This window comes from Methylobacterium sp. FW306-05-D (assembly GCF_058782155.1).
In genome coordinates this window covers 1-23,821 of the sequence record NZ_JBYSXL010000058.1, presented here as the reverse complement: position 1 = coordinate 23,821, position 23,821 = coordinate 1, and the positions used below count along the sequence as shown (strand labels likewise).

Annotated in this window: 25 protein-coding genes; 18 read left to right on the top strand and 7 right to left on the bottom strand. The window is 72.8% G+C overall.

All coding sequences use genetic code 11. The features are described from left to right. Window positions 1-3 precede the first annotated feature (3 nt). Window positions 4-2,745: a heparinase II/III domain-containing protein gene (locus AC3WLN_RS17790; RefSeq protein ID WP_492483452.1), complete on the bottom strand. Its 2,742-nt coding sequence runs from the start codon at window positions 2,743-2,745 to the stop codon at window positions 4-6. 678 nt (window positions 2,746-3,423) lie between these two features. Next, a complete protein-coding gene (locus AC3WLN_RS17785; RefSeq protein ID WP_492483450.1) occupies window positions 3,424-4,026 on the bottom strand; it encodes a hypothetical protein in 603 nt (200 codons plus the stop codon). 353 nt (window positions 4,027-4,379) lie between these two features. Between AC3WLN_RS17785 and flgB the strand changes: the two genes are divergently transcribed. The 18 genes from flgB (at window position 4,380) to AC3WLN_RS17695 (ending at window position 19,747) form a co-directional block, all read left to right on the top strand. Continuing rightward, window positions 4,380-4,766, top strand: coding sequence for a flagellar basal body rod protein FlgB (flgB, locus tag AC3WLN_RS17780; RefSeq protein ID WP_492483448.1), 387 nt, complete (start codon window positions 4,380-4,382; stop codon window positions 4,764-4,766). Next, entirely contained in the window at window positions 4,766-5,182 is a 417-nt protein-coding gene (gene flgC, locus AC3WLN_RS17775) for a flagellar basal body rod protein FlgC (protein WP_463773604.1), read from the top strand. Before flgB ends, flgC begins: the two co-directional genes overlap by 1 nt. Before the next feature lie 8 nt (window positions 5,183-5,190). Then, a complete protein-coding gene (fliE, locus tag AC3WLN_RS17770) occupies window positions 5,191-5,535 on the top strand; it encodes a flagellar hook-basal body complex protein FliE (RefSeq protein ID WP_492483446.1) in 345 nt (114 codons plus the stop codon). 53 nt (window positions 5,536-5,588) lie between these two features. Then, complete coding sequence (flgG, locus tag AC3WLN_RS17765) at window positions 5,589-6,377, top strand: flagellar basal-body rod protein FlgG (protein WP_463773609.1); 789 nt, start codon at window positions 5,589-5,591, stop codon at window positions 6,375-6,377. A 159-nt stretch (window positions 6,378-6,536) separates the two neighbouring features. Further along, window positions 6,537-7,010 carry a flagellar basal body P-ring formation chaperone FlgA gene (gene flgA, locus AC3WLN_RS17760; protein ID WP_492483444.1) on the top strand — a complete coding sequence of 158 codons (474 nt, stop codon included), beginning with the start codon at window positions 6,537-6,539 and terminating at the stop codon, window positions 7,008-7,010. Then, window positions 7,010-8,125, top strand: a complete 1,116-nt coding sequence (gene flgI, locus AC3WLN_RS17755; protein WP_492483442.1) for a flagellar basal body P-ring protein FlgI — start codon at window positions 7,010-7,012, stop codon at window positions 8,123-8,125. Before flgA ends, flgI begins: the two co-directional genes overlap by 1 nt. 320 nt (window positions 8,126-8,445) lie before the next feature. Continuing rightward, entirely contained in the window at window positions 8,446-9,012 is a 567-nt protein-coding gene (locus tag AC3WLN_RS17750; protein WP_492483473.1) for a MotE family protein, read from the top strand. Then, entirely contained in the window at window positions 9,012-9,728 is a 717-nt protein-coding gene (gene flgH / locus AC3WLN_RS17745; protein ID WP_492483440.1) for a flagellar basal body L-ring protein FlgH, read from the top strand. Before AC3WLN_RS17750 ends, flgH begins: the two co-directional genes overlap by 1 nt. Before the next feature lie 24 nt (window positions 9,729-9,752). Next, a complete protein-coding gene (locus AC3WLN_RS17740) occupies window positions 9,753-10,250 on the top strand; it encodes a flagellar basal body-associated FliL family protein (RefSeq protein ID WP_492483439.1) in 498 nt (165 codons plus the stop codon). Between the two features lie 6 nt (window positions 10,251-10,256). Then, window positions 10,257-11,042, top strand: a complete 786-nt coding sequence (gene fliP / locus AC3WLN_RS17735) for a flagellar type III secretion system pore protein FliP (protein ID WP_492483437.1) — start codon at window positions 10,257-10,259, stop codon at window positions 11,040-11,042. A gap of 130 nt (window positions 11,043-11,172) precedes the next feature. Then, window positions 11,173-12,870, top strand: a complete 1,698-nt coding sequence (gene fliF, locus AC3WLN_RS17730; RefSeq protein ID WP_492483435.1) for a flagellar basal-body MS-ring/collar protein FliF — start codon at window positions 11,173-11,175, stop codon at window positions 12,868-12,870. Continuing rightward, a complete protein-coding gene (locus AC3WLN_RS17725; RefSeq protein WP_492483433.1) occupies window positions 12,870-13,550 on the top strand; it encodes a hypothetical protein in 681 nt (226 codons plus the stop codon). The genes fliF and AC3WLN_RS17725 overlap by 1 nt, the downstream gene beginning before the upstream one ends. 4 nt (window positions 13,551-13,554) lie before the next feature. Beyond that, window positions 13,555-14,943 (top strand): MotB family protein, encoded by a 1,389-nt coding sequence (locus tag AC3WLN_RS17720; protein WP_492483431.1) that lies wholly within the window; start codon window positions 13,555-13,557, stop codon window positions 14,941-14,943. Window positions 14,944-14,957: 14 nt separating this feature from the next. Further along, the gene (locus AC3WLN_RS17715; protein WP_492483429.1) at window positions 14,958-16,193 is read left to right on the top strand and encodes a chemotaxis protein MotC; all 1,236 of its coding nucleotides are present in this window, start codon (window positions 14,958-14,960) and stop codon (window positions 16,191-16,193) included. Next, the gene (locus tag AC3WLN_RS17710) at window positions 16,190-17,896 is read left to right on the top strand and encodes a flagellar hook-length control protein FliK (RefSeq protein WP_492483427.1); all 1,707 of its coding nucleotides are present in this window, start codon (window positions 16,190-16,192) and stop codon (window positions 17,894-17,896) included. The genes AC3WLN_RS17715 and AC3WLN_RS17710 overlap by 4 nt, the downstream gene beginning before the upstream one ends. Further along, the gene (locus tag AC3WLN_RS17705; RefSeq protein WP_492483425.1) at window positions 17,850-18,530 is read left to right on the top strand and encodes a transglycosylase SLT domain-containing protein; all 681 of its coding nucleotides are present in this window, start codon (window positions 17,850-17,852) and stop codon (window positions 18,528-18,530) included. The genes AC3WLN_RS17710 and AC3WLN_RS17705 overlap by 47 nt, the downstream gene beginning before the upstream one ends. Before the next feature lie 141 nt (window positions 18,531-18,671). Next, window positions 18,672-19,004: a cupin domain-containing protein gene (locus tag AC3WLN_RS17700; RefSeq protein WP_492483423.1), complete on the top strand. Its 333-nt coding sequence runs from the start codon at window positions 18,672-18,674 to the stop codon at window positions 19,002-19,004. Between the two features lie 479 nt (window positions 19,005-19,483). Next, complete coding sequence (locus AC3WLN_RS17695; RefSeq protein WP_492483421.1) at window positions 19,484-19,747, top strand: hypothetical protein; 264 nt, start codon at window positions 19,484-19,486, stop codon at window positions 19,745-19,747. 224 nt (window positions 19,748-19,971) lie between these two features. Here AC3WLN_RS17695 and AC3WLN_RS17690 read toward each other — a convergent pair whose 3' ends face one another. The 5 genes from AC3WLN_RS17690 to fliN all read right to left on the bottom strand — a co-directional run bounded on the left by AC3WLN_RS17690 (window position 19,972) and on the right by fliN (window position 23,781). Beyond that, on the bottom strand, window positions 19,972-20,655 hold the full coding sequence (locus AC3WLN_RS17690) for a response regulator transcription factor (protein WP_492483471.1): 684 nt from the start codon (window positions 20,653-20,655) through the stop codon (window positions 19,972-19,974). A gap of 244 nt (window positions 20,656-20,899) precedes the next feature. Next, window positions 20,900-21,355 (bottom strand): BspJ family T4SS effector nucleomodulin, encoded by a 456-nt coding sequence (locus AC3WLN_RS17685; RefSeq protein ID WP_492483419.1) that lies wholly within the window; start codon window positions 21,353-21,355, stop codon window positions 20,900-20,902. After that, window positions 21,355-22,416, bottom strand: coding sequence for a flagellar biosynthesis protein FlhB (gene flhB, locus AC3WLN_RS17680; RefSeq protein ID WP_492483417.1), 1,062 nt, complete (start codon window positions 22,414-22,416; stop codon window positions 21,355-21,357). Before flhB ends, AC3WLN_RS17685 begins: the two co-directional genes overlap by 1 nt. Window positions 22,417-22,442: 26 nt before the next feature. Next, window positions 22,443-23,480: a flagellar motor switch protein FliG gene (locus AC3WLN_RS17675; protein WP_492483415.1), complete on the bottom strand. Its 1,038-nt coding sequence runs from the start codon at window positions 23,478-23,480 to the stop codon at window positions 22,443-22,445. Between the two features lie 10 nt (window positions 23,481-23,490). Then, the gene (fliN, locus tag AC3WLN_RS17670; RefSeq protein WP_492483469.1) at window positions 23,491-23,781 is read right to left on the bottom strand and encodes a flagellar motor switch protein FliN; all 291 of its coding nucleotides are present in this window, start codon (window positions 23,779-23,781) and stop codon (window positions 23,491-23,493) included. Window positions 23,782-23,821 lie beyond the last annotated feature (40 nt).

Sequence of the window (23,821 nt, the reverse complement as noted above, 5' to 3'; positions counted from 1 at the left end):
TCCTCAGTCGTCCGTGAGCAGGCGCGCGAAGGCGGCCTCGCCGAGGAGCGCGGTGAGCCGCCGGTCGGCATCCGCGTCGGCCGCCAGGGTCAGGCCGCCGCAGACCGTTCCCTGGCCGGCGAAGGCGTAGCCGAGCACGCTGGTCGGCTGCAGACCGCCGGCGGTCGCGGCGACGAAGCCCCGCAGGGCGCCCGGATGGGCGTTGCAGCCGTTGCGGATCGTCAGCCCGGCGCCGCGCCCGGTCACCACCACGGGGGAGAGTGAGAGCCGGTGGCGGCCGGCCTGGGCCATTGCCCGGCGCGGACCGGCCAGGGCCAGCAGGATCTCCGGCGACAGGTGGACCGCGCCCTCGAAACCGAGGGCGCCCGACCCGGTGAAGCGGTCGAACACCGCCAGTCCTGAGAGATCGTCGAGGACGAGGAAGATCCGCCGGTGGGCGATCTCGGGCCCGTAGCCCTGCGTGGCGAGGGCGTGGGCGGTGGCGCCGATCAGGCGCTGCGCCCCGAGGTGGAGGGCCGGGCCGGCCATGGGCTCGCGCTGGTCGAGGGCCGCCACGTTGTGGCCGGCGCCCGAGAGCAGGTGGTGGCGGGCGGCGCCGGTCTCGACCTGGCTCGACCCGCCGGCTTCCACGATCCAGCGCACCCCCTCGCAGGCGTAGACGAAGGAGCCGACGTCCCGGTGGCCCGGACCGGGGCCCTGGCCCTGGCTGGCGAAGGTGCAGGCGAAGTGGCCCCAGCCGCGGCCGGGGGCGTCGTGGCGCTGCGCGATCATGCCCGAGGACGGGTCGACGCGGCCCGCGGCGGGCTCGAGGGTGACCCGCGGTATACTGGGACGGTCGCGTCGAGGTCGCGCGTCTCCGGACCAGCGCACGGCACTGAGCGCGCGACCCGCCTCCGCGCCGAGGCGTCCGATCCAGCCGGCGGCATCCTCGCCCGCCGGCGCGTCGCCGAACGGCGGCAGGCGCCCGGTCGGATCGAGGAGACCGGCCACCGCCGGGAGCCCGGCCGCCACGAGCCGGTCCAGGCGGGCCTTCAGGGCCGCCTCGGCGGGGTCGCCGGCGTCGAGCCCGAGGCCGAGGGCGCGCAGCAGGGTCAGGAGTTCGAGGCGCTGGTGCAGGGCGGGGTCGGAGAACCGCCCCTCGGCATCGAGGAGCGGCGCGAGGCCGGCCTCGAGGGCGGCCTCGGCCAGGGAGAGCCAGTGCGCCGAGAGCGGCAGCAGCGGCAGGGCGCGGGCGACGGTGCGCAGGGTCGCGGCCGCCTGCAGCTGGTGGATGGAGCGGCCGAAGGTGTTCTGGCCGAGGATCTCGGCCAGGGCGAAGCCGTGGCGCACCGCCTCGCCGGTCAGGGTGAGGGAGGCTGGGCCGCCGGGCTTGCCGGCCCGGGCGAGGAGCCGCAGGACGGTCTCGGTGCGGGCGGCGAGGGCGGCCGGGTGCAGGGCGAGGCCGTCGGTGGGCGCCCCCCAGGGGTTGGCCCGGGACCAGGACAGGGCGAGGCCGACGGCGGTGCCGGCGCCGCCGGGGGCCTCGGCCAGCGCCCCGAGCCAGGCCAGGGACTGGTACTCCAGGCGCCAGGGCACCGAGCGGAACGGGTCCTCGGTCCAGTCCGGCGCCTCGGGCAGGGTCCAGGCCGGCTGGCCGGCGAGGCGCAGGGTCCGGTCCAGGCCGGCGGCGCGGTGGCCCTCGCCGCGCTGGATCGCCCGGGCCCGGGCGAGCACCGCCGGCAGGGCGGCCACCGCTTCGGGCTGCGGGCACCAGCCGGCGAAGGCGGTGCCGGGTAGGGACAGGCGCGCGGCGAGGCGGGCGAGGAAGTCCGGGGCGGCGAGGAGGTCGTCGGCGCAGAGGCTCTCCAGCCGCATCCGGTCCTCCAGGGCGATCTCCGGCGGGGCCAGGAGCTCCGCCTCCGGCCCGTCCGCCTCCCAGGTGGCGAAGCCGACCGCCACCCGCGCCGCCCCGGCGGGGGGCTGGAGCTCCAGGGTGAAGCGCCGGGCCTGCTGGTGGGCCGAGAGGTCGACCAGGGCGCCGAGCCCCGGCACCGAGATCGTCCCGGGATAGGGCGGCGCGAGCTCCGCCCCATCCCGGTCGCGGTAGACGATGCGGGCTAGGGCCGCGTGGGCGCCCGGCCGCGACGTGTGGAGCTGGCCCCGGAGCACGAGTCCGCAGCCCGGCACCAGGGCGTGGTCGCGCCAGGCCGGCTCCGGCCCGAGGCGGTGCCGGATTCGGGGGATCAGCGCGGGCGCCGGCGGCAGGTCCACCCCTTGCGCGAGGCGGGCCTCGGCCACCGCGAAGGGATGGCTGTTGCGCCAGGAGCGGATCGTCACCGTGAGCCGGGTCGCCGGCGCGGGCACCCGGAAGGCGAGGTGGATGCGTCCGGCCCGCGCCCCCTGCGTCTCCGGGGGCAGGGCGGACGGGCCGGCGATCCAGCTGCCGTGCGGGTCGAGGAGCGTCCGGTCGAGGCCCGGCACGTGGTCGAAGTCGAGGCTCGAGCCGTCCTCCGCCAGGAAGTCGATGCCCACCAGGGCGAAGTCGAGGGCGGCCCCGGCGGTCTCCGCCTCCGCCCAGGCGAGGCGGAAGCCGAAGCTGCACCAGGTCTCCGGCGTCAGCCCGCCGAAGGGCAGCACCACCCGCGACCAGCGGTTCTTGGCCGGAACCCAGTGCTCGGTCTCGCCCGGCCCGACCCCGGCCCCCCCGGCATAGCGGGCCGCGTCCGGCAGCAGGACCCGGATGTCGGGCGCGCGCGGCGCGCTCACGACGCGGACCGGGCGGAGGCGGGAGGGGGAGACATCGGCAAGGTGGAGCGTGGGGTGCGGGTCAGGGAGCGGTCTAGCCGATGTCGGGTTCGCCCGGGGCCTGTCGGGGCGTCGTCACTGAGGCGGGCAGGCCCGTCCGTGTCAAGCGGAGGGCGCCCGGGCCTGCCCGCCGTCCCCATCCGAGGGACGGCGGTGACCGGTCACGGGCCGCGACGGAGGCCGCATCCGCCCCGCTTCGAGGTCCTGTTCGCCGCTCGACAGCTGCAGCGGGCCCCGAGCGGCCGGTTCGGCTCACGGACGAACCACGCGCCGACAGAGCCGACGCGCGCGGCAAGACGGTGTTGCGCGACGAAGGCCTGGCGGATGACCGTCAGCACGGACGGAACGTCTCCGGCTGGAACGAGACGACGAGCCTGAGCAGCTGATCGGCGCATAGGCCAGCGCCGTCCGTGCCACGGAGGTCCGCAACAAGCGCGCGGCGGCTGCGAACCGGAAGCGGGTGCTCGCCCGCATGCCGGCTTCCGATGAGGTTCCTCGGGATCGCCTGCGGAGCGCCGGGGCGCGCTACCCGAAGCCGCCGGCGATCTACGAGAGGGCGAACCGATCCGTCGGCCTCGGAGGTCACGCGGGCGCGGGGTCGCGCGCGCCGACGTGAACATCCCCCATGGCAGGGCCTCCTCAGGGATGGGACGCGCCTTCCAGGAGCTTGGGCGACATCGCGGCGAGAGCCAGGAGCGGCCCCGGCATGACGACCCCCGCCCGCCGCATGGTCTGAGCGGCGGCGCGGCAGCCCTGGATGTCGTTGGCGCCCGCTGCGCTCTCGATCTGCTGCACGTTCTCGGCGGAGGGCTTGGGCGCCGCCGGTCCGGCCGGCGCCGCGGCGGACGCTTCCCTGGCGGGGCCCGATGCCGTCGCCGTCGAGCCGGTCGGGGCGGCCTTGTTCTGGGTGTCGCCCTGGGGACCGGACGCGCCCGGACCGGACGCCGTGATCTGCCCGCTCTGGCCGGACGTGCTCTGCGGCGTGCCCGGCGCGGCGGGCTTGGCCGCCGCGTCGTCGCTCTTCCTGGCCGTCACGGCCGTCGCGAGCTGCGGCGGTGTTTCCGCGGCCTTCGTCGCGGCCTCGGGCTGTTTCACGAAGGCGACCAGTTCCTGGCAGAGGTTGGCGGGCCTGCCGGGTGCGGAAGGCGAGGGATCGGCGGGTTGAACCGGGGCGCCCTGAGCGTGCGCAAGGGCCGGGCTCAGCACCAGCGCGGCCGCCATCATCGCCTTCGAAACCTGCATGTCGATGTCCTTGGATCAGCCGGAACCTGCGCAGACGCGGTCGCGCGTGCCGATCCTTGGGCAACCCGATCGCGGAAGGATTGGTTGCGACGAGAACCGGAACGACCGGCCTCGACGTCGACGCGCCGCGAGGCCTCCGCCGGCCGGTATCGCGGGTCCCGACACGGCTCCGCGGCATCGAATCCCGGAGCGTCCCGGCCGGTCGGAACCGGGCGATCGGACCGCGCGTGCCGGACGCGCCCGATCCGTCGGCGCGGCCGACGCCGGCGGATCGTCCGCCCGCCCCCCGTCAGCCTGGGACAAGATTGCCGCCCTAAAGCTCCGGTCATGAAGGATCGGGCCCGGAGCCGGAAGTGACAGGCGTCTACCTCTTCGACTTGGCCTCGCAGCAGGCGCGCTACCTCGCGGTGCGGCAGGCGACCATCGCGAGCAACGTCGCGAACGCCAACACGCCCGACTACAAGGCGCGGGACGTGGTGCCGTTCTCCGAGGTGATGGCGCGCACCGCCTCCGTGGGCATGGCCATGACGGAGAGCGCCCATGTCAACGCCGGCGAGGGCCGCATCCCGGTCAAGCCGGTGGCGGCGGCAGAGGCCTGGGACGCGCTCTCGACCTCGAGCTCGGTGAGCCTGGAGCAGGAGATGCTCAAGGCCGGCGAGGTCAGCCGCGAGCACAACCTCAACATGGGCATCGTCAAGGCCTTCGACCGGATGCTCAAGGCGGCGGTGCGGGGCAGCTGATGATCGACCCGCTCTCCGCCTCCACCCGTCTCGCCTCCGCCGGCATGGAGGCGCAGTCCCTGCGCCTGCGCATCGCCGCCGAGAACGTGGCCAACGCGCAATCCGTGGGCGACGCCCCGGGCGCCGACCCCTATGCCCGCAAGACCGTGACCTTCCGCTCCGCCATGGACCGGGCGGCCGGCGGCCCCACGGTCGCCCTGCGCCGGATCGGCACCGACGACGCGCCCTTCCGCATCGAGCGCGACCCCGGCAACCCGGCGGCCGACGCCGAGGGCAACGTGAAGATGCCCAACGTCAACGTGCTGGTGGAGATGGCCGACATCCGCGAGGCCAACCGCTCCTACGAAGCCAACGTCCAGGTGATCAAGCAGGCCCGCGCCATGGTCGCCAGCGTCATCGACCTTCTGAGAACCTGAGCCTCCCGATGATCGAAGCCCTCACCTCCCTCGCCGCCTTCGACCGGGCCGCCGGCATCACCCGCACCGAGGCCGCCGCGCCCCTGGCGCGCACCAGCTTCCCCGTGCTGCCGGCGGCCACCTCCGCGGCGCCCGGCACCGATTTCGGCGACGTCATGGCCCAGCTCGCCGGCGGCCTGCGGACCTCCCTGCGCACCGGCGAGGCCGCCGCCATCTCGGGCATCCAGGGCAAGGCCTCGACGCAGCAGGTGGTGGAGGCGGTGATGTCCGCCGAGCAGAGCCTGCAGACCGCCATCGCCGTCCGGGACAAGGTGGTCGCCGCCTATCTCGAACTCAGCCGCATGCCGATCTGACGACCTGATCGCGTGACGACCCTCGCCATACGCTTCGACGGGACCGGGACACCATGAGAGCGCTCGCCATCGCGGCCACGGGCATGAACGCCCAGCAGATGAATCTCGAGGTCATCGCCAACAACATCGCCAACCTGAACACCACCGGGTTCAAGGGCGCGCGGGCCGAGTTCACCGACCTGCTCTACCAGGCCGAGCGCCAGCAGGGCGTGCCGAACCAGGCCGGCCAGGAGCCGGTGCCGGAGGGCGCCATGCTGGGCCTGGGCGTGCGCACCGCCGCCATCCGCAACCTGCACCGGCAGGGGCCGCTCGCCAACACCGCCAACCAGCTCGACCTGGCGGTGAACGGCCGGGGCTACTTCCAGATCACCAACCCCAACGGCGAGATCAACTACACCCGCGCGGGCGCCTTCAACCGCAACAACGCCGGCCAGATCGTGACCCTGGAGGGCTACGCCCTCGACCCGGCGATCCTCATCCCCAACGGCGCCGTCGACGTGGTGATCAACCAGTCGGGCCAGGTCTTCGCCAAGGTGGACGGGCAGGTGCAGGCGCAGAACCTCGGCCAGATCACCATCGCCAACTTCGCCAACGATGCCGGCCTGGAGCCCCTGGGCAACGGCCTCTACCGCGAGACCGCGGCTTCCGGCGCCCCCGTCACCGGCGTGCCGGGCGACCCGAGCTTCGGCAAGCTGCAGCAGGGCTACCTGGAGAGCTCGAACGTCGATCCCGTCAAGGAGATCACCAACATGATCACGGCCCAGCGCGCCTTCGAGATGAACTCGAAGGTGATCCAGGCCGCCGACGAGATGGCCGGCACGGTCTCCAAGGGAATCCGCTGAGCGCATCCGCTGAGCGCATCCGCTCGGCGCTTCGGACGGCGCCGCCGCCCGGGCTTCGATCCTCCCCCACCTCCGCGCGGCGGCGACGGGCGGCACCGGCTTCTCCGCCAGGGCCGCCGCCGCCCGTCCGGGCTTTCCCTCCAAGGGCGCGACCACGTCATGGGTATTCACCTTCCGGGCCTTTCCCTGCGCCGGCCGGCCGCCATCCTGCTGGCGCTGCTGGCCGGGCCGGCCGCGGCCGAGGACCTGCTGCTGCCGGTGCCGACGGTGACGATCTATCCCGGCGACACCATCAAGCCGTCGATGCTGCGGATGCAGGCCTACCCCGAGACCTTCAAGGCGCGCACCGCCGTGGTGGACGCCGCCCTGGCGATCTCGGGGCGGGTCGCCAAGCGCATGCTGCTGCCGGGCGAGCCGGTGCCGGTCAACGCCGTCGACGATCCCCGCCTCGTCAGCCGCGGCACGCCGACCCAGATCGTGTTCGAGGAGCAGGGCCTGCTCATCACCGCCGTCGGCGCGCCGCTCCAGAACGGCGGCCTCGGCGACGTCATCCGCGTGCGCAACACCGACACCAACCGCATCGTGCTGGGCACCGTGATGGCCGACGGCCGAATCCGGACCGGGGACCACTGATGCGCCGCCTTCTCGGCAAGATCACGACTCTCTGCGCGGCGCTCATCCTGGCGCTGCCGAGCCCCGCCCTGGCCGGCACCCGGATCAAGGACATCGCCACCCTCAAGGGCGTGCGCGACAACCAGCTCGTGGGCTACGGCCTCGTCACCGGCCTGCAGGGCACCGGCGACACCCTGCGCAACGCGCAGTTCACCGAGCAGTCGCTGCAATCGATGCTCGACCGCATGGGCATCAACGTCCGCGACGCCCGCCTGCGCACCCGCAACGTCGCCGCCGTGATGGTGACGGCCGACCTGCCGCCCTATACCGGCACCGGCTCGCGCATCGACGTCACCGTGACCTCGCTGGGCGACGCCACCTCGCTCAAGGGCGGCACCCTGCTGATGACGCCCCTGATGGGCGGCGACAGCCTGACCTACGCCGCCGCGCAGGGACCGCTGGCGGTCTCGGGCTTCAGCGTCGGCGGCCAGGCCGAGACGGTGACGCAGGGCGTGCCGACGGCCGGGCGCATCCCCAACGGCGCCCTGATCGAGCGCGAGGTGCCGGGCACCTTCCGCGACCTGCCGGAGCTCGTGTTCGAGCTGAAGAACCCCGACTTCAAGACCGCCACCATGGTGGCCGACGCCATCAACGCCTATTCGCTGGCGCGCTTCAACCGCCGGGTCGCCGCCCCGCGCGACCAGCGCGCCATCGCCCTGATGCGGCCGAGCAACATCGCCCAGACCCGGTTCGTGGCCGAGATCGGCGACCTCACCGTCAACCCCGACACCCCGGCCCGCGTCGTCGTCGACCAGCGCACCGGCACGGTGGTGATCGGCCGCAACGTCCAGATCTCCACCGTGGCGGTGACGCACGGCAACCTCACCGTGCGGGTCACCGAGGCGCCGGAGGTCTCGCAGCCAGCCCCGTTCTCCAACGGGCAGACGGCGGTGGTGCCGCGCACCGAGGTGGCGGTCAACGAGCAGTCCGGCCGGATGGCGATCATCGGCGGCTCGGATCTCCAGACCCTGGTGCGCGGCCTCAACAATGTCGGGCTCAAGCCCAGCGACATCATCTCGATCCTCCAGGCGGTGAAGACCTCCGGGGCGCTGCAGGCGGAGCTGGTGGTGCAATGAGCGCGGCGAATCGCCTTCCCCTGCCGGCCGAGCCGGCCCGCCTGGTGGTCCAGAGCCGCCCGCCGGTGCGGCCCGGGCGCTGGCTCGCCCTGATGGCCCTGCGGGTGCTGCTGTTCGCCGGCGCCTTGGCCCTCGCCTCGGTCGGCCTCGGCCCCGCCCGCGCCCTCGAGGGCGGCCGGCCGGCGATCTCGGGGCTGAACCCGGGCCCGCTCCCGAAGGCCGCGCCGAAGCCGGCCGCTCCCCGCCTCGCCGTCGCCGCCAAACCCGTCGCGGCGGAGCCCGTCACGGTCGTGTCCCAGCCGATCGAGACCACGGGGGCGATCGACGCCAAGGCTGCCGAACCCAAGGCCGCCGAAACCAAGGCCGGCGAATCGAAGCCCGGCGAGCCGACGCAGGTCGCCGAGGTCCGGGCGCCCGAGCCGGAATCCCCCAAGCCGGATTCCCCCAGGCCTGCGCCGAAGCCGCCGGCCTATTGCGCCGGCATCGCGGACGCCGCCGCCGATGCGCGCTTCGCCTGGCAGAAGGAGCAGCTGGCGGCGCTGGAGAAGCAGGTCGAGGAGCGGATCGCCGCCCTGGAGGCCAAGCGCGCCGAGTACGAGACCTGGCTCGCCCGCCGCGACGCCTTCCTGGCCAAGGCCGACGAGGGCGTGGTCGCGATCTACACGAAGATGCGGGCGGATGCCGCCGCGCTCCAGCTCGCCAACATGCCCGACGAGGGCGCCGCCGCGATCCTGACCAAGCTCAACGCCCGCACGGCGAGCGGAATCCTGAGCGAGATGGAGGCCGCCCGCGCCGCGCAGCTGGCCCGCATGATGACCGAGATGGGCAAGACCGGCGGAGGCAAATCCGATCCGGCCAAGAAGTCCCGCACGAGCGAGAAATCCTGATGCTGTCCAACACGTTCCGGGCCGGCCTGATCCTGGCGCTGGCGGCCCCCGCCCTCGGGGCCTGCAACACGCCGATGGACCGGATCGGCCAGGCGCCGCTGCTGACGCCGATCGGCACCGGCCTGCAGCCGCCGCGCGAGGCCCTGCCCACCAGCTACGGCTCCCTCGGGCGCCGCTCCTATCACTCGACCTGGGCGCCGGGCAGCGCCGAGATGTTCCAGGACCCGCGCGCCCGCAACGTCGGCGACGTGATCACGGTCTCGATCCTCATCGACGACAAGGCGCAGTTCGGCAATTCGAGCGACCGCTCGCGCAGCCAGAAGTCGGGCCTCGGCTTCGATTTCGGCTACGGCGTCTCGGGCCTGAAGGATTCGGCCACCGCCGATACCGGCATCCGCTCCTCCACCGAGACCAAGGGGGCGGGCAACATCGACCGCTCCGAGGTGCTGCGCCTGCAGGTCGCCGCCATCGTCACCGAGCAGATGCCCAACGGCAACGTGGTCATCAGCGGCTCGCAGGAGGTGCGGGTCAACAACGAGGTCCGCGTGCTCACCGTGGCGGGCATCGTCCGGCCGCGGGACATCTCGCGCAAGAACACCATCGACTACGACAAGATCGCCGAGGCGCGCATCTCCTACGGCGGGCGCGGCCGGATCTCGGACGTGCAGGGCCCGACCTTCGGCCAGCAGGTCTTCGAGACCCTGGCGCCGTTCTGAGGTCCGGAAGGCGGGAGCGGAGCCATGGCGGCCAAGACCGGCGAGAAGACGGAGGCGCAGGCGGGAGGCGGCAAGGGCTGGATCCTGGCCCTCGCCCTGACCAGCCTCGTCGCCATCGGCACGGGCGGCGGCCTGGGCATGTACCTCCTGTCCACCGTGGAGAAGGCGGTGGACGTCAAGAAGAAGGACGAGGAGGACAAGGCGGTCAAGGTTCTCAAATACACCGGCGACGTGGCCCTGCGCAGCGTCGGCTCGGTGGTGACCAACCTCGCCGACACCCCGGACAACTGGGTCCGCCTCGAATCCTCGGTGGTGTTCAAGACCGGCAGCGTGCCGAACCCCGACGTGGCGCTCGCCGAGATCCGCTCCGACATCGTCGCCTACCTGCGCACCCTGTCCCTGAGGCAGCTCGAGGGCCCCAGCGGCCTGCAGCACCTGCGCGAGGACCTCAACGAGCGGGTGGCGCTGCGCACGAAGGGGCAGGTGCGCGAGCTGATCGTCGAGATGCTGGTGGTGCAGTAGGGGCCCATGACCGTGCCGACCCTCTCAAGAGCCGCCACCGCGGGCCTCGCCCTCGCCGCCGGACTCGGCGCCGGCCTCGCCCTCGCCGGCCCGGCCCTGGCCCAGTCGGCCACGGGCCTGCCGGCCCTCGACGCGCTGCTGCCGGCCGGCAACGGGGCGGCGAGCGGGCGCATCCTGCAGCTCGTGGCGCTGCTCACCGTGCTGTCGCTGGCGCCCGGTCTCCTCGTCATGGTGACGAGCTTCACCCGGTTCGCCATCGCGTTCTCGTTCCTGCGCTCGGGCCTCGGCCTGCAGAGCACGCCGGCCAACATCTTCCTCGTCAGCCTGTCGCTGTTCATGACCTTCTACGTCATGGCCCCGACCTTCGACCGGGCCTGGAACGAGGGCCTGAAGCCGCTCACCGAGAACCGCATCTCGGAGGAGGAGGCGATCCCCAAGCTCGTCGAGCCGTTCCGGGAGTTCATGGTCCAGCACGTCCGGCCGAAGGATCTCCAGACCTTCACGGATCTGGCCAGCCGCAACATCCCCAAGGCCGAGGGCGGCGAGAAGATCGACCTGCGCATCCTGATCCCGGCCTTCATGATCTCGGAACTGCGCCGCGGCTTCGAGATCGGCTTCCTGATCGCGCTGCCATTCCTGGTGATCGACATGATCGTCTCCACCATCGTCATGTCGATGGGCATGATGATGCTGCCGCCCACCGTGATCTCCCTGCCGTTCAAGGTGCTGTTCTTCATCCTCATCGACGGCTGGAACATGCTGGTGGGGGGGCTGGTGCGGTCGTTCTTCTGAGCTCCGGTGGTTTTGCGGGCTCACCGCCGTCGAGCGGGCCGCCCGGCGACCCGCGACGCAATCTCCGCGCAAGGCTGGCGGGCGATGGGACGTCATCGGATCGCGGATCCGGAGCGGAGCAGCCCACCGAATGTCCGGTCTTCAGCACGCCGAACGGCTCTGGAACAACATCCTCGCGCTCGGCGGCCGGCGGATCGCCGCCCTGTCGCTGATCGGCGTGGTGGTCTTCCTCGCCGTCGGCCTCGGGGCCTACTATCTCAGCCGGCCCGCGCAGGAGCCCCTCTATACCGGCCTCAGCCGCGAGGATGTCGGCCGCATCGGCAGCGTGCTCAAGGACGCCAACATCCCGTTCGACGTCAGCGCCGACGGCGCGGCCGTGCTGGTGGCCTACGGCCACACCGCCCAGGCCCGGATGCTGCTGGCGGAGAAAGGCCTGCCCCAGAGCGCCAAGTCCGGCTACGAGCTGTTCAACGACCTCGGCTCGCTGGGCATGACCTCGTTCATGCAGGAGGTGACCCGCGTGCGCGCCCTGGAGGGCGAGATCGCCCGCACCATCCAGGGCATGAAGGGCGTCAAGGCCGCCCGCGTCCACATCGTCCTGCCCGACCGCGGCTCGTTCCGCCGCGACCAGCAGCCCCCCTCCGCCTCCGTGGTGGTGCGCACCGAGCCGGCCGACGACGTCAGCGGCGCCCAGTCGATCCGCCACCTCGTCGCCTCCGCGGTGCCCGGCATGAAGCCCGACCGCGTCACCGTGATCGGCTCGGACGGCTCGCTCCTGCTCTCGGGCGACGAGGCCTCGGCCGTGCCCACCGGCAAGATGGCGACCCTGGAGAAGACCATCGGCCACGAGGTCCAGGACAACATCCGCCGGACCCTGACCCCCTATCTCGGCGTCGGCAACTTCGAGGTCAGCGTCGCGGCGCGCCTGAACACCGACAAGACCGTGCAGAACGAGACCATCTTCAACCCGGACCAGCGCGTCGAGCGCTCGACCCGGGCCGTGCGCGAGACCGAGAACTCGCAGAACCGCAACGCCGGCCAGCGCGCGACCTCGACGCAGACGAACCTGCCCGACCAGCGCGCCCGCTCGGATGGCGGCGACACCGCCAGCAACGAGACGCAGAAGCGCGAGGATCTGACCAACTACGAGATCTCCTCGAAGACGATCCAGACGGTGAGCGACGGCTACAACATCAAGCAGATCTCGGTGGCCGTCCTCGTCAACCGCGCCCGCCTCGCCGCCCTGGCGGGGCCGGATGCCAGCAAGGCCGCCATCGACGCCCAGGTCGCCGAGATCGAGCAGCTCGTGGGTTCGGCCGCCGGCTTCAACAAGGACCGCGGCGACAACGTGAAGGTCGCCGCCGTCGGCTTCGTCAACGACGGGCAGCCCCTGGAGCCGGTGGCGCCCCTGAGCCTCACCGACGTGCTGATGCGCCAGTCGGCCACCCTGATCAACGCCGGCACCATCCTGCTGGTCGCGGGCCTGCTGATCTGGTTCGGCCTGCGCCCGGCCATGCGCGCCATCCTGGAGATCCCGGCCGCCCAGCAGGAGGAGGCCCGGGCCCTGGCGGCCGCGGCCGAGGCCCAGGCGCTGCCCGGCGCCGCCGCGAACGCGGCGCTCGCCGGCCCGAACGGCGTCCGCGACGCCGATCCGGACGCCGTCCCGAGCCTGGCGGCCCCCGCCCAGAGCCCGGTCGCCAGCATGATCGAAGACCTCACCGAGAAGCTGAACCGCTCGCCGCAGAAGAGACTTGAGCAGATGATCGAGGCCGACGAGGCGCAGGCCGCCGAGATCCTGAAGCGCTGGCTCCTGCGTGAGGCCGCGTGATGGCCCCCGCGATCGCCCGCCTCCTGCCCGACTTCTCCGACGCCGTCGTGCCGGTGCGCGCCGCCCCGGCCCCCCGGGCCGCCGCACCCGCTTCCCCGCCGCCCCGTCCCCCGGAGGGGCTCGCGGCCCTGCTGCGCAAGCCCGTGGAGCCGCCCGAGGACCGCGAGGCCCTGCTGCGCGCGGCCGAGGCCCGCGGCCTCGAGCGCGGGCGCGAGCTCGGCCGGGCCGAGGCGGCGGCCGAGACCGCCACGGTGCTCGCCTGCCTGCAGGCCGACCACGCCGCGCACCTCACCGAGATGCGCCAGGCCTGGTGCGGGGAGGAGGGCGACCGCCTCGCGGCCGGCTTCGCCGACGCGCTCCAGGCCCTCGGGGCCGGCCTGACCGACCGGGTCGGGCACCTGCTCGTGCCGGTGCTGACCGAGGCCCTGCGCCGCCAGGCCGTGGACGAGCTCGCCCAGAGCCTCGCCCGCATCCTCGGCGACGCCCGCGCGCCCGTGCGGGTGAGCGGCCCGGCCGACCTCCTCGACGCGGTGGCGGGCAAGCTCGGCCCGTTCGAGGCCGCCATCGCCTTCCAGCCCTCCGACGCCGTCGACGTCTCGGTCCAGGCCGACCAGACCGTGATCGAGACCCAGCTCGGCGCCTGGGGCCGCCTGATGACCGCCGCGGTGCGGGGAGCCTGACCCGATGGCGGACGAGGGCCACCACGAGATCATCATCATCAAGCGCCACGGCGACCACGAGGAGGGTCACCACGGCGGCGCCTGGAAGATCGCGCTCGCCGACTTCATGACCGCCATGATGGCGCTGTTCCTGGTGCTGTGGCTCATCGGCTCCACCACCAAGGAGACGAAGTCGGCCATCGCCGAATACTTCAACCCGGTGAAGCTCGCCGATGCCAGCTTCGACCGGAAGGGCCTGCGCGACCCCCAGAACAAGCCCGGCGAGCCGGCGCCGGAGGAGGGCAAGCCCGACGGCGGCACCGGCGACAGCAAAGCCGAGGGCAAGGGCGGCAAGACGGACGGCCCCTCCGACGGCAAGGGCGCCTCCGGCCCGCCGGGCAGCCGCGCCCGCGAGGCGGCCCTGTTCCAGGACCCCTACGCGGTGCTGGCCAAGCTCGCCGCCGAGTTCGAGCCCGGCCCGGAGACGGCCTCGGCCGACGCCGTGGTGAGCGAGACCGGCGAGCCCGGCATCAAGGGCGGCGAGGCCGCCCGCGATCCCTTCGATCCGCTCTACTGGCAGGTCGCGCCCCTGGCCAAGACCCGCACGGAGCAGGCCGGCGCCACCGGCACGGTGACGCCCCTGCCGCAGGAGGCCCGGCCCGACGTGCGCGCGGCCGCCCCCGGGACGAAGCCGGCGGCGATCAAGGTCGCCTCCGCCCTGCCGGGCGAATCCGACGCCAAGGTCCTGGCGCTCTTGGCCAAGGCCGAGCCGCCGAAGGACGCGAGGGCGGAGGCCAAGGCCGCGCAGGAGGCGAAGGCCGCGCAGGACGTGAAGGCCGCGCAGGAGGCGAAGGCGGCTGCGGAGGCCAGATCCGCCGACGCCAGGTCGGCGGAGGCCAAGTCTGTCGAGGCGAAGTCGGCCGAGGCGAAGGCGGCGGATGCCGCCGAGGCCGCGGCCATGGCCGAGATCAAGGCCGAGATCGCCAAGGTCCTGCCCGTGCAGGGGGGGGCTCCGGCGCCGCGCACGGAGGTCCGCCGCACCGGCGAGGGCATCCTCATCAGCCTCACCGACGAGGTGAACTTCGCGATGTTCAGCGTCGGCTCGGCCGAGCCGCAGGCCAAGGTGGTGCGGGCCCTGGAGCAGGTCGCCCGCATCCTCAAGGACCGGCCCGGCCGGATCGTCGTGCGCGGCCACACCGATGCGCGCCCGTTCCGCTCGGAGGTCTACGACAACTGGCGCCTGTCCTCGGCCCGGGCGCAGATGGCCTCGTACATGCTCGTGCGCGGCGGCGTGCCCGACGCCCGGCTGGAGCGCATCGAGGGCTATGCCGACCGGCAGCCGCGCAATCCCGCCGATCCGAAGGCGGCCGAGAACCGCCGCATCGAGATCCTGCTGCGGGCGCGGCCCGAGTGACGCGGGCGCCAGCCTTGCGCCGCGCGGGGTTCGCCTGCCTCCTGCTCGCGGCGTCCGGCCTCGTCCCGGCGGCCCGGGCGGCGGATTCGCACGGCGGCGGCGACCATGGCGGGGGCGCGGCCCCGGCCGCGCCGATCGAGCCGCTGCCCGTCGCCCCGCGCCCGGTGCCGGTCGAGCTCGTGCGCACCCTGCAGCTGCTTCAGGACCGGATCGCCCAGGGCTCGGCCCAGGCCCATCAGGGCCAGCGCGCCTTCCTGTCCCTGGCCGAGTCGCGCATGCTCGGCCTCGCCCCCGAGGTCTGGGCCGATCCCGTCAGCGTGCACGCGGCGGTGACCTTCGCCCTGGGCGGCGGCGGCCCGGCGCTGCTGCGCGGCCTCCTCGCCGCGGGCACGGTGCCGGAGGCCGAGCGCCCGGTGGTGTTCGGTTCGCTGGCCTATCTCGAGGGGCGCGAGAAGGAGGCCCGCGCGCTCCTCGTGAAGATCGATCCGCTGGCGGTGCCCGTCAGCCTCGGCGCCCAGCTCGCCCTGGCGCAATCCGCCCTGGTGGTGCGCGACGACCCGACCCAGTCGATCCGGCTCCTCGACCTCGCGCGCCTGCTCGCCCCCGGCACCCTGGTGGAGGAGGGGGCGCTGCGCCGCGAGATCTTCGTGCTGGCCCAGGCCAACGATCTGGCCCGGTTCGAGACCCTGGCGGTGCAGTACCTGCGCCGCTTCCGCCACTCGGTCTATGCCGGCAATTTCCGCCAGCGCTTCGCCGCCGCGCTCACCCGCCTCGACTTCGCCGGCGACGAGTCCCGCTTCGTGCGGCTCCAGGCCATGCTCGACGAGATCGAGGTCGAGGGCCGGCGCGAGCTCTACCTCCTCGTCGCCCGCGCCGCCCTGGACCAGGGCAAGACCGCCACGGCGGTGTTCTCGGCCGAGCGCGGCGTCACCCTGGCGGAGCCCGGCTCCGTGGAGGCGGTGCGCGCCCGCCTCTACCGGGCCGCGGCCCTGGTGGTGGTGGACGGGCGCTTCGAGGAATCGGTCGAGACCCTGCGGATGACCGACCGCACCGTGCTGGAGCCCGCCGACCGCGACCTCCTCGACGCCGCCCTGTCGACGGCCCGGGAGATCCGGGGCGGCCTGCCCGCGCCGGTCCCGGTCCAGGCGGCGCCGACGGGGCCCCGCGTGCTGCCGGTCGCGCCATCCATCGCCCGGGCGCAGGACGCCATCGGGCGCATCGACGAGATCATGCGGAGGAGCGAGCGTTGAACCCTCTCGGTGCCACCAGTCCCGGGCCCCGCGCCCTCGGGGATGCGCCCGGCCCCCGCGGCGCGGGCGCCGAGGCGCCGGAGACGGGCCGCGACGGCTTCGGCGCCGTGCTCGGCGCGCTGTCCGGCGGACGCCAGCCGGAGGAGGCGGCCCCCGCCGGGGCCGACCGGCCGGCGGACCGCCGCGAGGACGAGGCCGGGGAGGGCGCCGGAACGCCGGCGGCCGGCGAGGAGGCGAACCCCCTGGCGCTCCTGGCCCTCGTGGCGCCGATGGCCGCGCCCGCCGGGGCGCCGGCCCCGAAGGCCCCGCCGGTCTCCCTCGAGACCCTGGTCGCCCGCGCCCTGCCGGCCGGTGCGGCCGCGCGCCCGGGGCAGGCGGGCGCCGGCGCCCCCGGGGTCCCGGCCGGAGGACCGGAGACGGCCCGCGTGCCGGAGCTGATGGCCGGGATGGCGCCGGTCGTCGCCGGCCTCGTGCCGCAGCCCGCGGGCAGCGAGGCCCGGACCCGCGTCGCCGTGCTCCAGCGCGAGACCCATTTCGCGCCGGTGCTGCCGAGCCTCCTCGGCGGATCGCAGGCGGCCCAGCCCGGAGCCCCGGCCGGACCGACGACCGGTGCCGCGCTCCTGCCGGGTGCCGCTCCGCTCTTGCCGGGTGCCGCTCCGCTGCTGCCTGGTGCCGCCGCGCTCCAGGCCTCCGGCGGAACGCCCGCACCGGCCGGCCCGGTCGCGGCGGCCGCGTCGGCCAGCGCCGCCGCCGCCGCGCTGCAGGGGGCGTCCGAGGCGGCCCCGTGGACCACGCCGGCGGGGCCGGCCCTCCCCGGATCGCCGGCCTCCGGTCCCGCGCAGCAAGCCCCGGCCGCGCCCGCCGCCGCGCTCCCGGCGGCGCCGGCCGCCCTCGCCGCCGCCGTGTCCGGCCCGCAGCATCCGCCGGGTTCGACCCCGGGCGAGGTCGTGGCCCCCGGGCGCGCGCCCGCGCCGCGGATCGCGCGCACGGAGGCCGCCGAGGGGCAGGCCACGGCGCCGACCCCGATGCTCCGGGCCGAGCCGGTCCCGGCCTCCCTCGGGAGCGCCCGCGCGGCCGGTGCCGGCTCCGAGCCGGCCCTGCCGGGCCTCGCCGAGCCGGGCGTGGCCGCCGTATCGCCGGCCGCCGGAGCCCTGCCGGGTCCCGCCTCCGCGCCGGCCCAGCAGGTCGCCGAGGCCGTCCTGGCGGAACTGTCGCGCGGCCCGGCCGCGGCCGGCGGCCTGCCCGGCGCCCCGGCGGGGGAGGGCCCCCTGAAGCTCCTCACCCTGCAGCTCCATCCGGCCGATCTCGGCACCGTGCTGGTGCGGATGCGCCTGCGCGACGGGCAGCTCGAGATGAGCCTGCATGCCAGCCGCGAGGATTCGGCGCGCCTGCTCCGCGAGGGCGGCGAGGTCCTCAACGATCTCCTGCGCCAGGGCGGCTACCGCCCCGAGAGCGTCACCGTCACGGTCGGGTCGAGCACGGCGGACGGGCGCGGGGCCCAGGGGAATCCAGGCTCGCAACAGGGACAGGGCGCACAAGCCTTCCCGGGCCAGGGCGAAGCCGGTGCGAACCAGGGCCGCCCGAGCCCGGACCAGGCCGGGCGCCGGTCCTCCCCGGAGGGTGATCCGACCGCCCCCGACAGCCACGAGCGGATGCATGAGAGCGTTTCGAGCAGCCCTGAGCGCAGCGGCGTCTACCTCTAGCCGCGGCGGCATCCTGCCCGGCCTCGGCGGGGCGCTGCCGAGCCTCGCCGGCGTCTTCCTGAACCTCGGCGGGGCGTTGCTGAACCCCGCCCTCGCCAACAGCGTGCCCCCGGCCGCGGGCAAGGCCGCTTCGCTGCCCGCCTCGGCCAACATCTGCGAGCGCGAGATGGCGGGCGCCTCGGCCAAGCACGGCGTGCCGCTGGGCGTGCTCTACGCGGTCGGGCTCACCGAGAGCGGCAAGCGCGGCTCGCTGCAGCCCTATGCCATGAACATCCAGGGCCGGGCCTATTTCGGCACCAGCGCGGCCGACGTGATGAGCCAGCTCGCCCAGGCGCGGGCCAGCGGGATCAAGCTCGTCGATCTCGGCTGCATGCAGATCAACCACCACTATCACCGCGAGAAGTTCACCAGCCTGGAGGCGATGATCGACCCGCGCCAGAACGTCGAGTACGCGACCCTGTTCCTGAAACAGCTGAAGGCGCGCGAGGGCAGCTGGACCCTGGCGGTGGCGCGCTACCACGCGGGGCCGAACAACAATCCGGCCCAGAAGCAGTATGTCTGCCGGGTCATCACCAACATGGTCGCCACCGGCTTCGGCGCCTGGACGCCGGGCGCGCGCAGCTTCTGCCAGTAGGGCGGCCTCGGGGTCGGGGACGCATCGAAGCGTTGTCCCGGCACGCCCCCCGGGGCCGGCCGGCACCGATGACCTCGCCCCCATCCGGCTTCGAGTTCGAATTCCTCTCGGAGCTCACATCCCCTTCGGAAGGGAACGCCGATGGCCTTCGCCTGTACCATCCCGGCGGTCGCCACCGTGCAGCAGGACGACGCGACCGTGCGGATCACCCGATGGGATTTCGCGCCCGGCGCGGTCACCGGCTGGCATGAGCACGGATGGCCCTACTTCGTGGTGATGCTGGCGGCCGGCACCCTCAGGGTCCACGACGGCGACCGGGTCACGGACACGGCCCTGGAGGCCGGACAGGCCTATGGCCGCCCGGCCGGCATCCGCCACGACGTGATGAACGGCTCCGCGCACCCCATCGCCTTCGTCGAGATCGAGGTGAAGCGTCCGGATGCGCTCGTCACGCGCCCGGCCGGTCCCGCCTAGACGAGGGACCGGCCCCGTGCCCGGATCGGGTTCTCGGTCCGCGAGAACTTGGCCCGCGAGAAACTGGCCTGCGAGATCTTGGCTGGCGAGACCTTGGCCCGAACGGAGGGCGACACGTTCCGCGCATCCGGCTGCGGGTTTTGGCTGGTCTCGGGACGGTCGAGCGCCGGCGGGACTGGCGGTCAATGCTGTTGAAAGACAGCAGATGTGCCGGAGCGCACCCGCCTATCTCAAAGTACACTTGAGACGCTGCAAAATTAAATTTGGAGACCGAATCCGACGATTTCGTGCCCATGCATTCAAGACATGGCTAAAGACCATGAACCCTTCACGCCCTCCTTAGGAGCATGCGTTATAGTGAATGGAATCACCGGATGGCGCACTATGGTGCGTTGCAAAATCAGCAAGCCGCAGCGCACAAAAATGTGGTTCTATCTCCTCAACGGCGGGCCTGTCGCTCGCCAAACCGGAGATTTCAGATGCGCGCGAACCGTCTCATTGCCCTGACCGTCCTCGCTTGCGCGACCTTCGCCACCGGCGCTGCCGTGGCGGGCGAGGCCCTCTACCTGACGCCGCCGCTGTTCCGCGAGCAGGCCCGCGAGACCCAGCAGGTCCGCAGCCTCAGCGAGCTGACCGTCACCCCCCAGCCCGTCGCCCTGGCGAAGCCCGTCACCGCTCCCAAGGCCGCGAATCCCAAGACCGCGAACGTCGCCGGCGAAGTCGAGACGACCGGTTCCTTCTGAGCGGCCGAACGGCCGACGGACGGCGTCGACCCTGGTCCGCTGTCCGACGCCGTCGACACCCGGCTCGTGGGGCGGTCTCGCCCGGCCCCGGCGAGCCCGTCGCGTCGATGCAAGTTCGGCCACGGGTGGCGCCCGGCGCGTGACCCGGGCCGCTCCGGAACGGCTCGTGACAGTCCCGCGAGCCAGAGCGGCAATTCCCTCGCGGGGGCCGCCGCCCGCCGGGCTCAGCCGACGAAGGTGTAGCCCATGAAGCGCTTGGCCTCGATCGGATCGTAGCCGAGACGCTGGCTGAGCTTCTTGCGCAGCTTGCTGACGTGGCCCTCGATCACGCTTTCCTCCACGCCGTTGCTGTAGACGCCGTAGACGATGTTGTAGATCTGCGACTTCGTCATCCGCCGGCCCCGGTTGCGCACCAGGCATTCGAGGATGTGGCGCTCGCGACGCGGCAGCGGCAGCACCTCGCCGTCGATCTCGGGATCGCGCCCGTCGAAATGCACCTTCAGGCGCTCGGGCTCGGGCGCCGCCTCGCGGGCCGGACTCGCCTGGGCGTTCACCCGGCGCCAGATCGCCTCCGAGCGGGCCAGGATCTCACGGATGTGGACGGGCTTGGGCAGCACGTCGTCGATGCCGGCCTCGAAGAGCTGCAGGGTCTGGTCGAGGGAGCGCACGTCGCTGAGCGCGATGATCGGCGCGCGCGACATCTTGCGGATCAGGGTCGCGCACTTCGCCCGGCCCTCGAAGTCGCCGAGGAGGAATCCCTGGATCGCTTCGCGGTCGACCCGGGAGGAGGACTGGAACCAGTGGGTGAATTCCTGCGGGTCGAGGCCGAGGGAGGAGATGCCCTCGCGGTCGAAACTCGCCTTGTAGCCTGAATTCACCGACGGCCGCGCGTCGACCAGGACATACATCATCAATCTCCGGATGAGCTTGCGACAGTCGGGATCTTTGTTGAGTTACGGACGGGAAACAGGACAAACTCCGGTCGTGCCGGGCCATAGCCTTCGCGGCCATTCGGACGCGGCCGCCCGAGTCGCCCATCATTTAGCAATGTCGGGCATCGCCGGTGTCGTCAATGACGTTCGCAACACACGCGGATGTGATCACGCATTTCGTGCGGCCGCAAACCGTCGCGTCGCTCAAGCGGGGCCCCGCTCAGGCGGCGGCGCGGCTCAGGCGGGCGTCGGCCAGCGCGCTCTCGAAGCCGTTCAGGCAGAAATCCGGTCCCTGGTCGGCCAGGATGCGCTGGATCGCGACGCCCACATAGACGCCGTCGAGGATGAGCTTGAAGAACACCGTCACGGGCTCGGTGACGAATTCCATGTCGAGCACCACGGTGAGCGAGCGGCCCCAGTCGAAGCGCACGTCGGCCCCGTCCGCATACGCGATGGTCGCCTCCTTGAAGTAGGGCTCGGCGGAGGAGGCGACGAGGTCGGCGATGTTGCCGTGGCGGGCCGCCTGGACCCAGCCGATCAGGATTCCGCCGTCGAGGAGGCAGAGTTCGGCGATGAAGTCCCGGATCGCGTTGGCGAAGACGCGCTCGGCGTCGGCGAGCACGTCCGGAACGTTCGTCGGGACGGCATCGGACGGGGAGGAAAACGCCTCGGACATCAGCGGGCCTTCGAGAACAGGAAGAACAGGATCTGAGCCACTGCGCTGTAGAACTCCGCGGGAATCATCTGGTCCACCTCGACACTGTCGTACAGGGACCTTGCCAGAGGCTTGTCTTCCACGACCGCGATGCCGTTGGCCTCCGCGATTTCTCGGATCCGCAGCGCCACCAGATCCTTCCCCTTGGCGAGAACCAGGGGGGCGGGCTGCTCGTCCCGCGCATACCGGAGCGCGATGGCGTAGTGGGTCGGATTGGCGATGACCACGGTGGCCTGCTTCACGTTGGCCAGCATGCGCTTGCGGGAGCGGTCCTGCGCCAGGGAGCGCAGGCGGCCCTTCACCAGCGGATCGCCCTCGGTCTGCTTGTGCTCGTCCTTGATGTCCTGCTTCGACATCCGCAGGGAGCGCTGCCAGCGCAGGCGCGACCAGACGAGGTCGGCCGCCACGATGACGATGGTGGCGATGCAGACGACCGAGATGAGCCGGATCGAGACGGTGAGGATGAGATCCGGGATCTGGCTCGGGTCGGCGAACATGGCACTCACGGCTTTGCTGCCCTCCGAGCGCAGGAGCAGCAGGCAGACGAGACTGATGCTTAAAAATTTAAGGACCGATTTCAGGAACTCGACCTGACCCGCTTTTCCGAAGATTCGTCCCCAGCCCGCCATCGGCGAGACGCGCGACCATTGCGGGCGGATGCGTTCGCCCACGAGGCTCGGCACGTTCTGGACGAGGGCGGAGACGAGGCCGCAGAGGCCGAGGATCAGCACGACCGGAATCAGAAAGCGCGCGGCGGCCAGCGCAGTTCCTTCCAGGACCCGGGCGACGTCCTGATTGTTCTCCAGGGCGAAGTCCCGGGGATGGTCGAGGAAGGGCGCGAGGGACTGGAGCAGCGGCCCGACCGCGTCGCGCACCACGAAGCTCAGGGCGATGAGCAGGCCGAGGATCGAGGCGAAGATCGGGGCCTCGCGGGAGAACGGGACGTCGCCCTTCTCGACCGCCTCGCGGATCTTCCGCTCGGAGGCGACTTCGGTCTTGCTCTCCTGATCCTCGTCGGACATCGCAGCGCCGGGTCAGGCCGCCGTCCCTAGCGGACGAGGGCCTCGACCTCGCCCCCGGCATTGATCTCCAGCTCGCCGCGCCCGGCCATCTCCAGGGCGAGGTCGGTGATGCTGCGGCGCGCCTCGGTGACGTCCTTCTGGGCCGCCGGCTCGCCGCCGTTCAGCTCGTGCTCGACCATGCGGCGCACGCGGGCGGAGAGCGCGCTCAGGATGACGCCCCGGAACTCCGGGTCGGTGCCCTTGAGGGCCAGGACCAGGCGGTCGTTCGGCACGGCGTCGAACAGCGTCGTGCGGGCCCGGGGCTGCAGCTTGACGATGTCGTCGAAGGTGAAGAGCAGCCCCTTCAGGATCTCCACCGATTTCGGGCGCGACTCGGACAGGCTGGTCAGCACCTCGTCGATCTGGGTGCGCTCCATCTTGTTGATGATGTCGGCCATCTTGGCGTGGGTGTCGGCCCCGGAATTGCGCGCGCCGTTGGCGAGCAGGTCCTCGTGCAGGGCGCGCTCGATCAGCTCGATCACGCTGTCGCCGACCGGCTTGAAGCTCAGCATCCGCCGCATCACGGTGTTGCGGGTCGGCTGGGGCAGGTGGGCCATCACCTTGGCGGCCGCCGCGGGCTTGAGGCGCGACAGGACCAGGGCCGCCGTCTGCGGATGCTCCTTGACGAGGTAGCTCGCGATCACGCCCTCGGGCACCGTGGCCAGGCGCTCCCAGACCGAGCGGGTGGCATCGCCCCGGACGTCGGCCAGGATCTCGGCGATCTGGTCGGCGGGCAGCAGGCCGGTGAGCAGCTTCTCCACCTCCGAGGTCGTGCCGACCAGGCGGCCGTCGGCGGCGAATTCGTGGGAGAACATCTCGACGATGTCGTCGAGCTGGTGGGCGCTGACGGTGCCGAGCTGGGTCGCCGAGCGCGTGATGCGCTTGATCTCCTCGGGTTCGAAATACTTCAGCAGGCGTCCGGCCGCGGGCTTGCCCATGGCGAGCAGCAGGGCCGCGACCTCGTCCACGGGGTTGAGGTGCCGATGGACAGCCTGCGTCCGGTGGGGAATCGGCACGCTCGCCACGGTTTCGTCCTCAGCCGTTCTGGCCGGCATCGGCCGGACCGACGATCTCGGTCAGGGAGACGCCGAAGCGGGAATTGTCCTCCTCCACCACCACGATCTCGCCCCGGGCCACGACCCGGCCGTTGACCGTGACGTCGACGGGCTCGCCGACCCGGTGGTCGAGGGGCACGATGGCGCCGCGCCCGAGCTTCATCAGGTTGGCCACCGGCATCGTCGCCGAGCCGAGCACCACCTGGATCAGCACCGGGATGCGCAGGATCGAATCGAGGTTGCGGCCGTCGCCGATGCGCGCGTCCGCCACCTCCGGCCCGGCCCCGGCGGGGGAGACGGTCGGGAAGACC

Bases quoted from the DNA above. Each gene is read 5' to 3' on its own strand.
- AC3WLN_RS17685 (WP_492483419.1), bottom strand. From the start codon at position 21,355: ATGTCCGAGGCGTTTTCCTCCCCGTCCGATGCCGTCCCGACGAACGTT.
- AC3WLN_RS17700 (WP_492483423.1), top strand. From the start codon at position 18,672: ATGGCCTTCGCCTGTACCATCCCGGCGGTCGCCACCGTGCAGCAGGAC.
- flgA (WP_492483444.1), top strand. From the start codon at position 6,537: ATGGGTATTCACCTTCCGGGCCTTTCCCTGCGCCGGCCGGCCGCCATC.
- flhB (WP_492483417.1), bottom strand. From the start codon at position 22,416: ATGTCCGACGAGGATCAGGAGAGCAAGACCGAAGTCGCCTCCGAGCGG.
- flgG (WP_463773609.1), top strand. From the start codon at position 5,589: ATGAGAGCGCTCGCCATCGCGGCCACGGGCATGAACGCCCAGCAGATG.
- AC3WLN_RS17740 (WP_492483439.1), top strand. From the start codon at position 9,753: ATGGCGGCCAAGACCGGCGAGAAGACGGAGGCGCAGGCGGGAGGCGGC.
- AC3WLN_RS17705 (WP_492483425.1), top strand. From the start codon at position 17,850: ATGAGAGCGTTTCGAGCAGCCCTGAGCGCAGCGGCGTCTACCTCTAGC.
- fliE (WP_492483446.1), top strand. From the start codon at position 5,191: ATGATCGAAGCCCTCACCTCCCTCGCCGCCTTCGACCGGGCCGCCGGC.
- fliP (WP_492483437.1), top strand. From the start codon at position 10,257: ATGACCGTGCCGACCCTCTCAAGAGCCGCCACCGCGGGCCTCGCCCTC.
- AC3WLN_RS17720 (WP_492483431.1), top strand. From the start codon at position 13,555: ATGGCGGACGAGGGCCACCACGAGATCATCATCATCAAGCGCCACGGC.
- fliF (WP_492483435.1), top strand. From the start codon at position 11,173: ATGTCCGGTCTTCAGCACGCCGAACGGCTCTGGAACAACATCCTCGCG.
- AC3WLN_RS17695 (WP_492483421.1), top strand. From the start codon at position 19,484: ATGCGCGCGAACCGTCTCATTGCCCTGACCGTCCTCGCTTGCGCGACC.
- flgI (WP_492483442.1), top strand. From the start codon at position 7,010: ATGCGCCGCCTTCTCGGCAAGATCACGACTCTCTGCGCGGCGCTCATC.
- flgH (WP_492483440.1), top strand. From the start codon at position 9,012: ATGCTGTCCAACACGTTCCGGGCCGGCCTGATCCTGGCGCTGGCGGCC.
- AC3WLN_RS17725 (WP_492483433.1), top strand. From the start codon at position 12,870: ATGGCCCCCGCGATCGCCCGCCTCCTGCCCGACTTCTCCGACGCCGTC.
- AC3WLN_RS17785 (WP_492483450.1), bottom strand. From the start codon at position 4,026: ATGCAGGTTTCGAAGGCGATGATGGCGGCCGCGCTGGTGCTGAGCCCG.
- AC3WLN_RS17690 (WP_492483471.1), bottom strand. From the start codon at position 20,655: ATGTATGTCCTGGTCGACGCGCGGCCGTCGGTGAATTCAGGCTACAAG.
- flgC (WP_463773604.1), top strand. From the start codon at position 4,766: ATGATCGACCCGCTCTCCGCCTCCACCCGTCTCGCCTCCGCCGGCATG.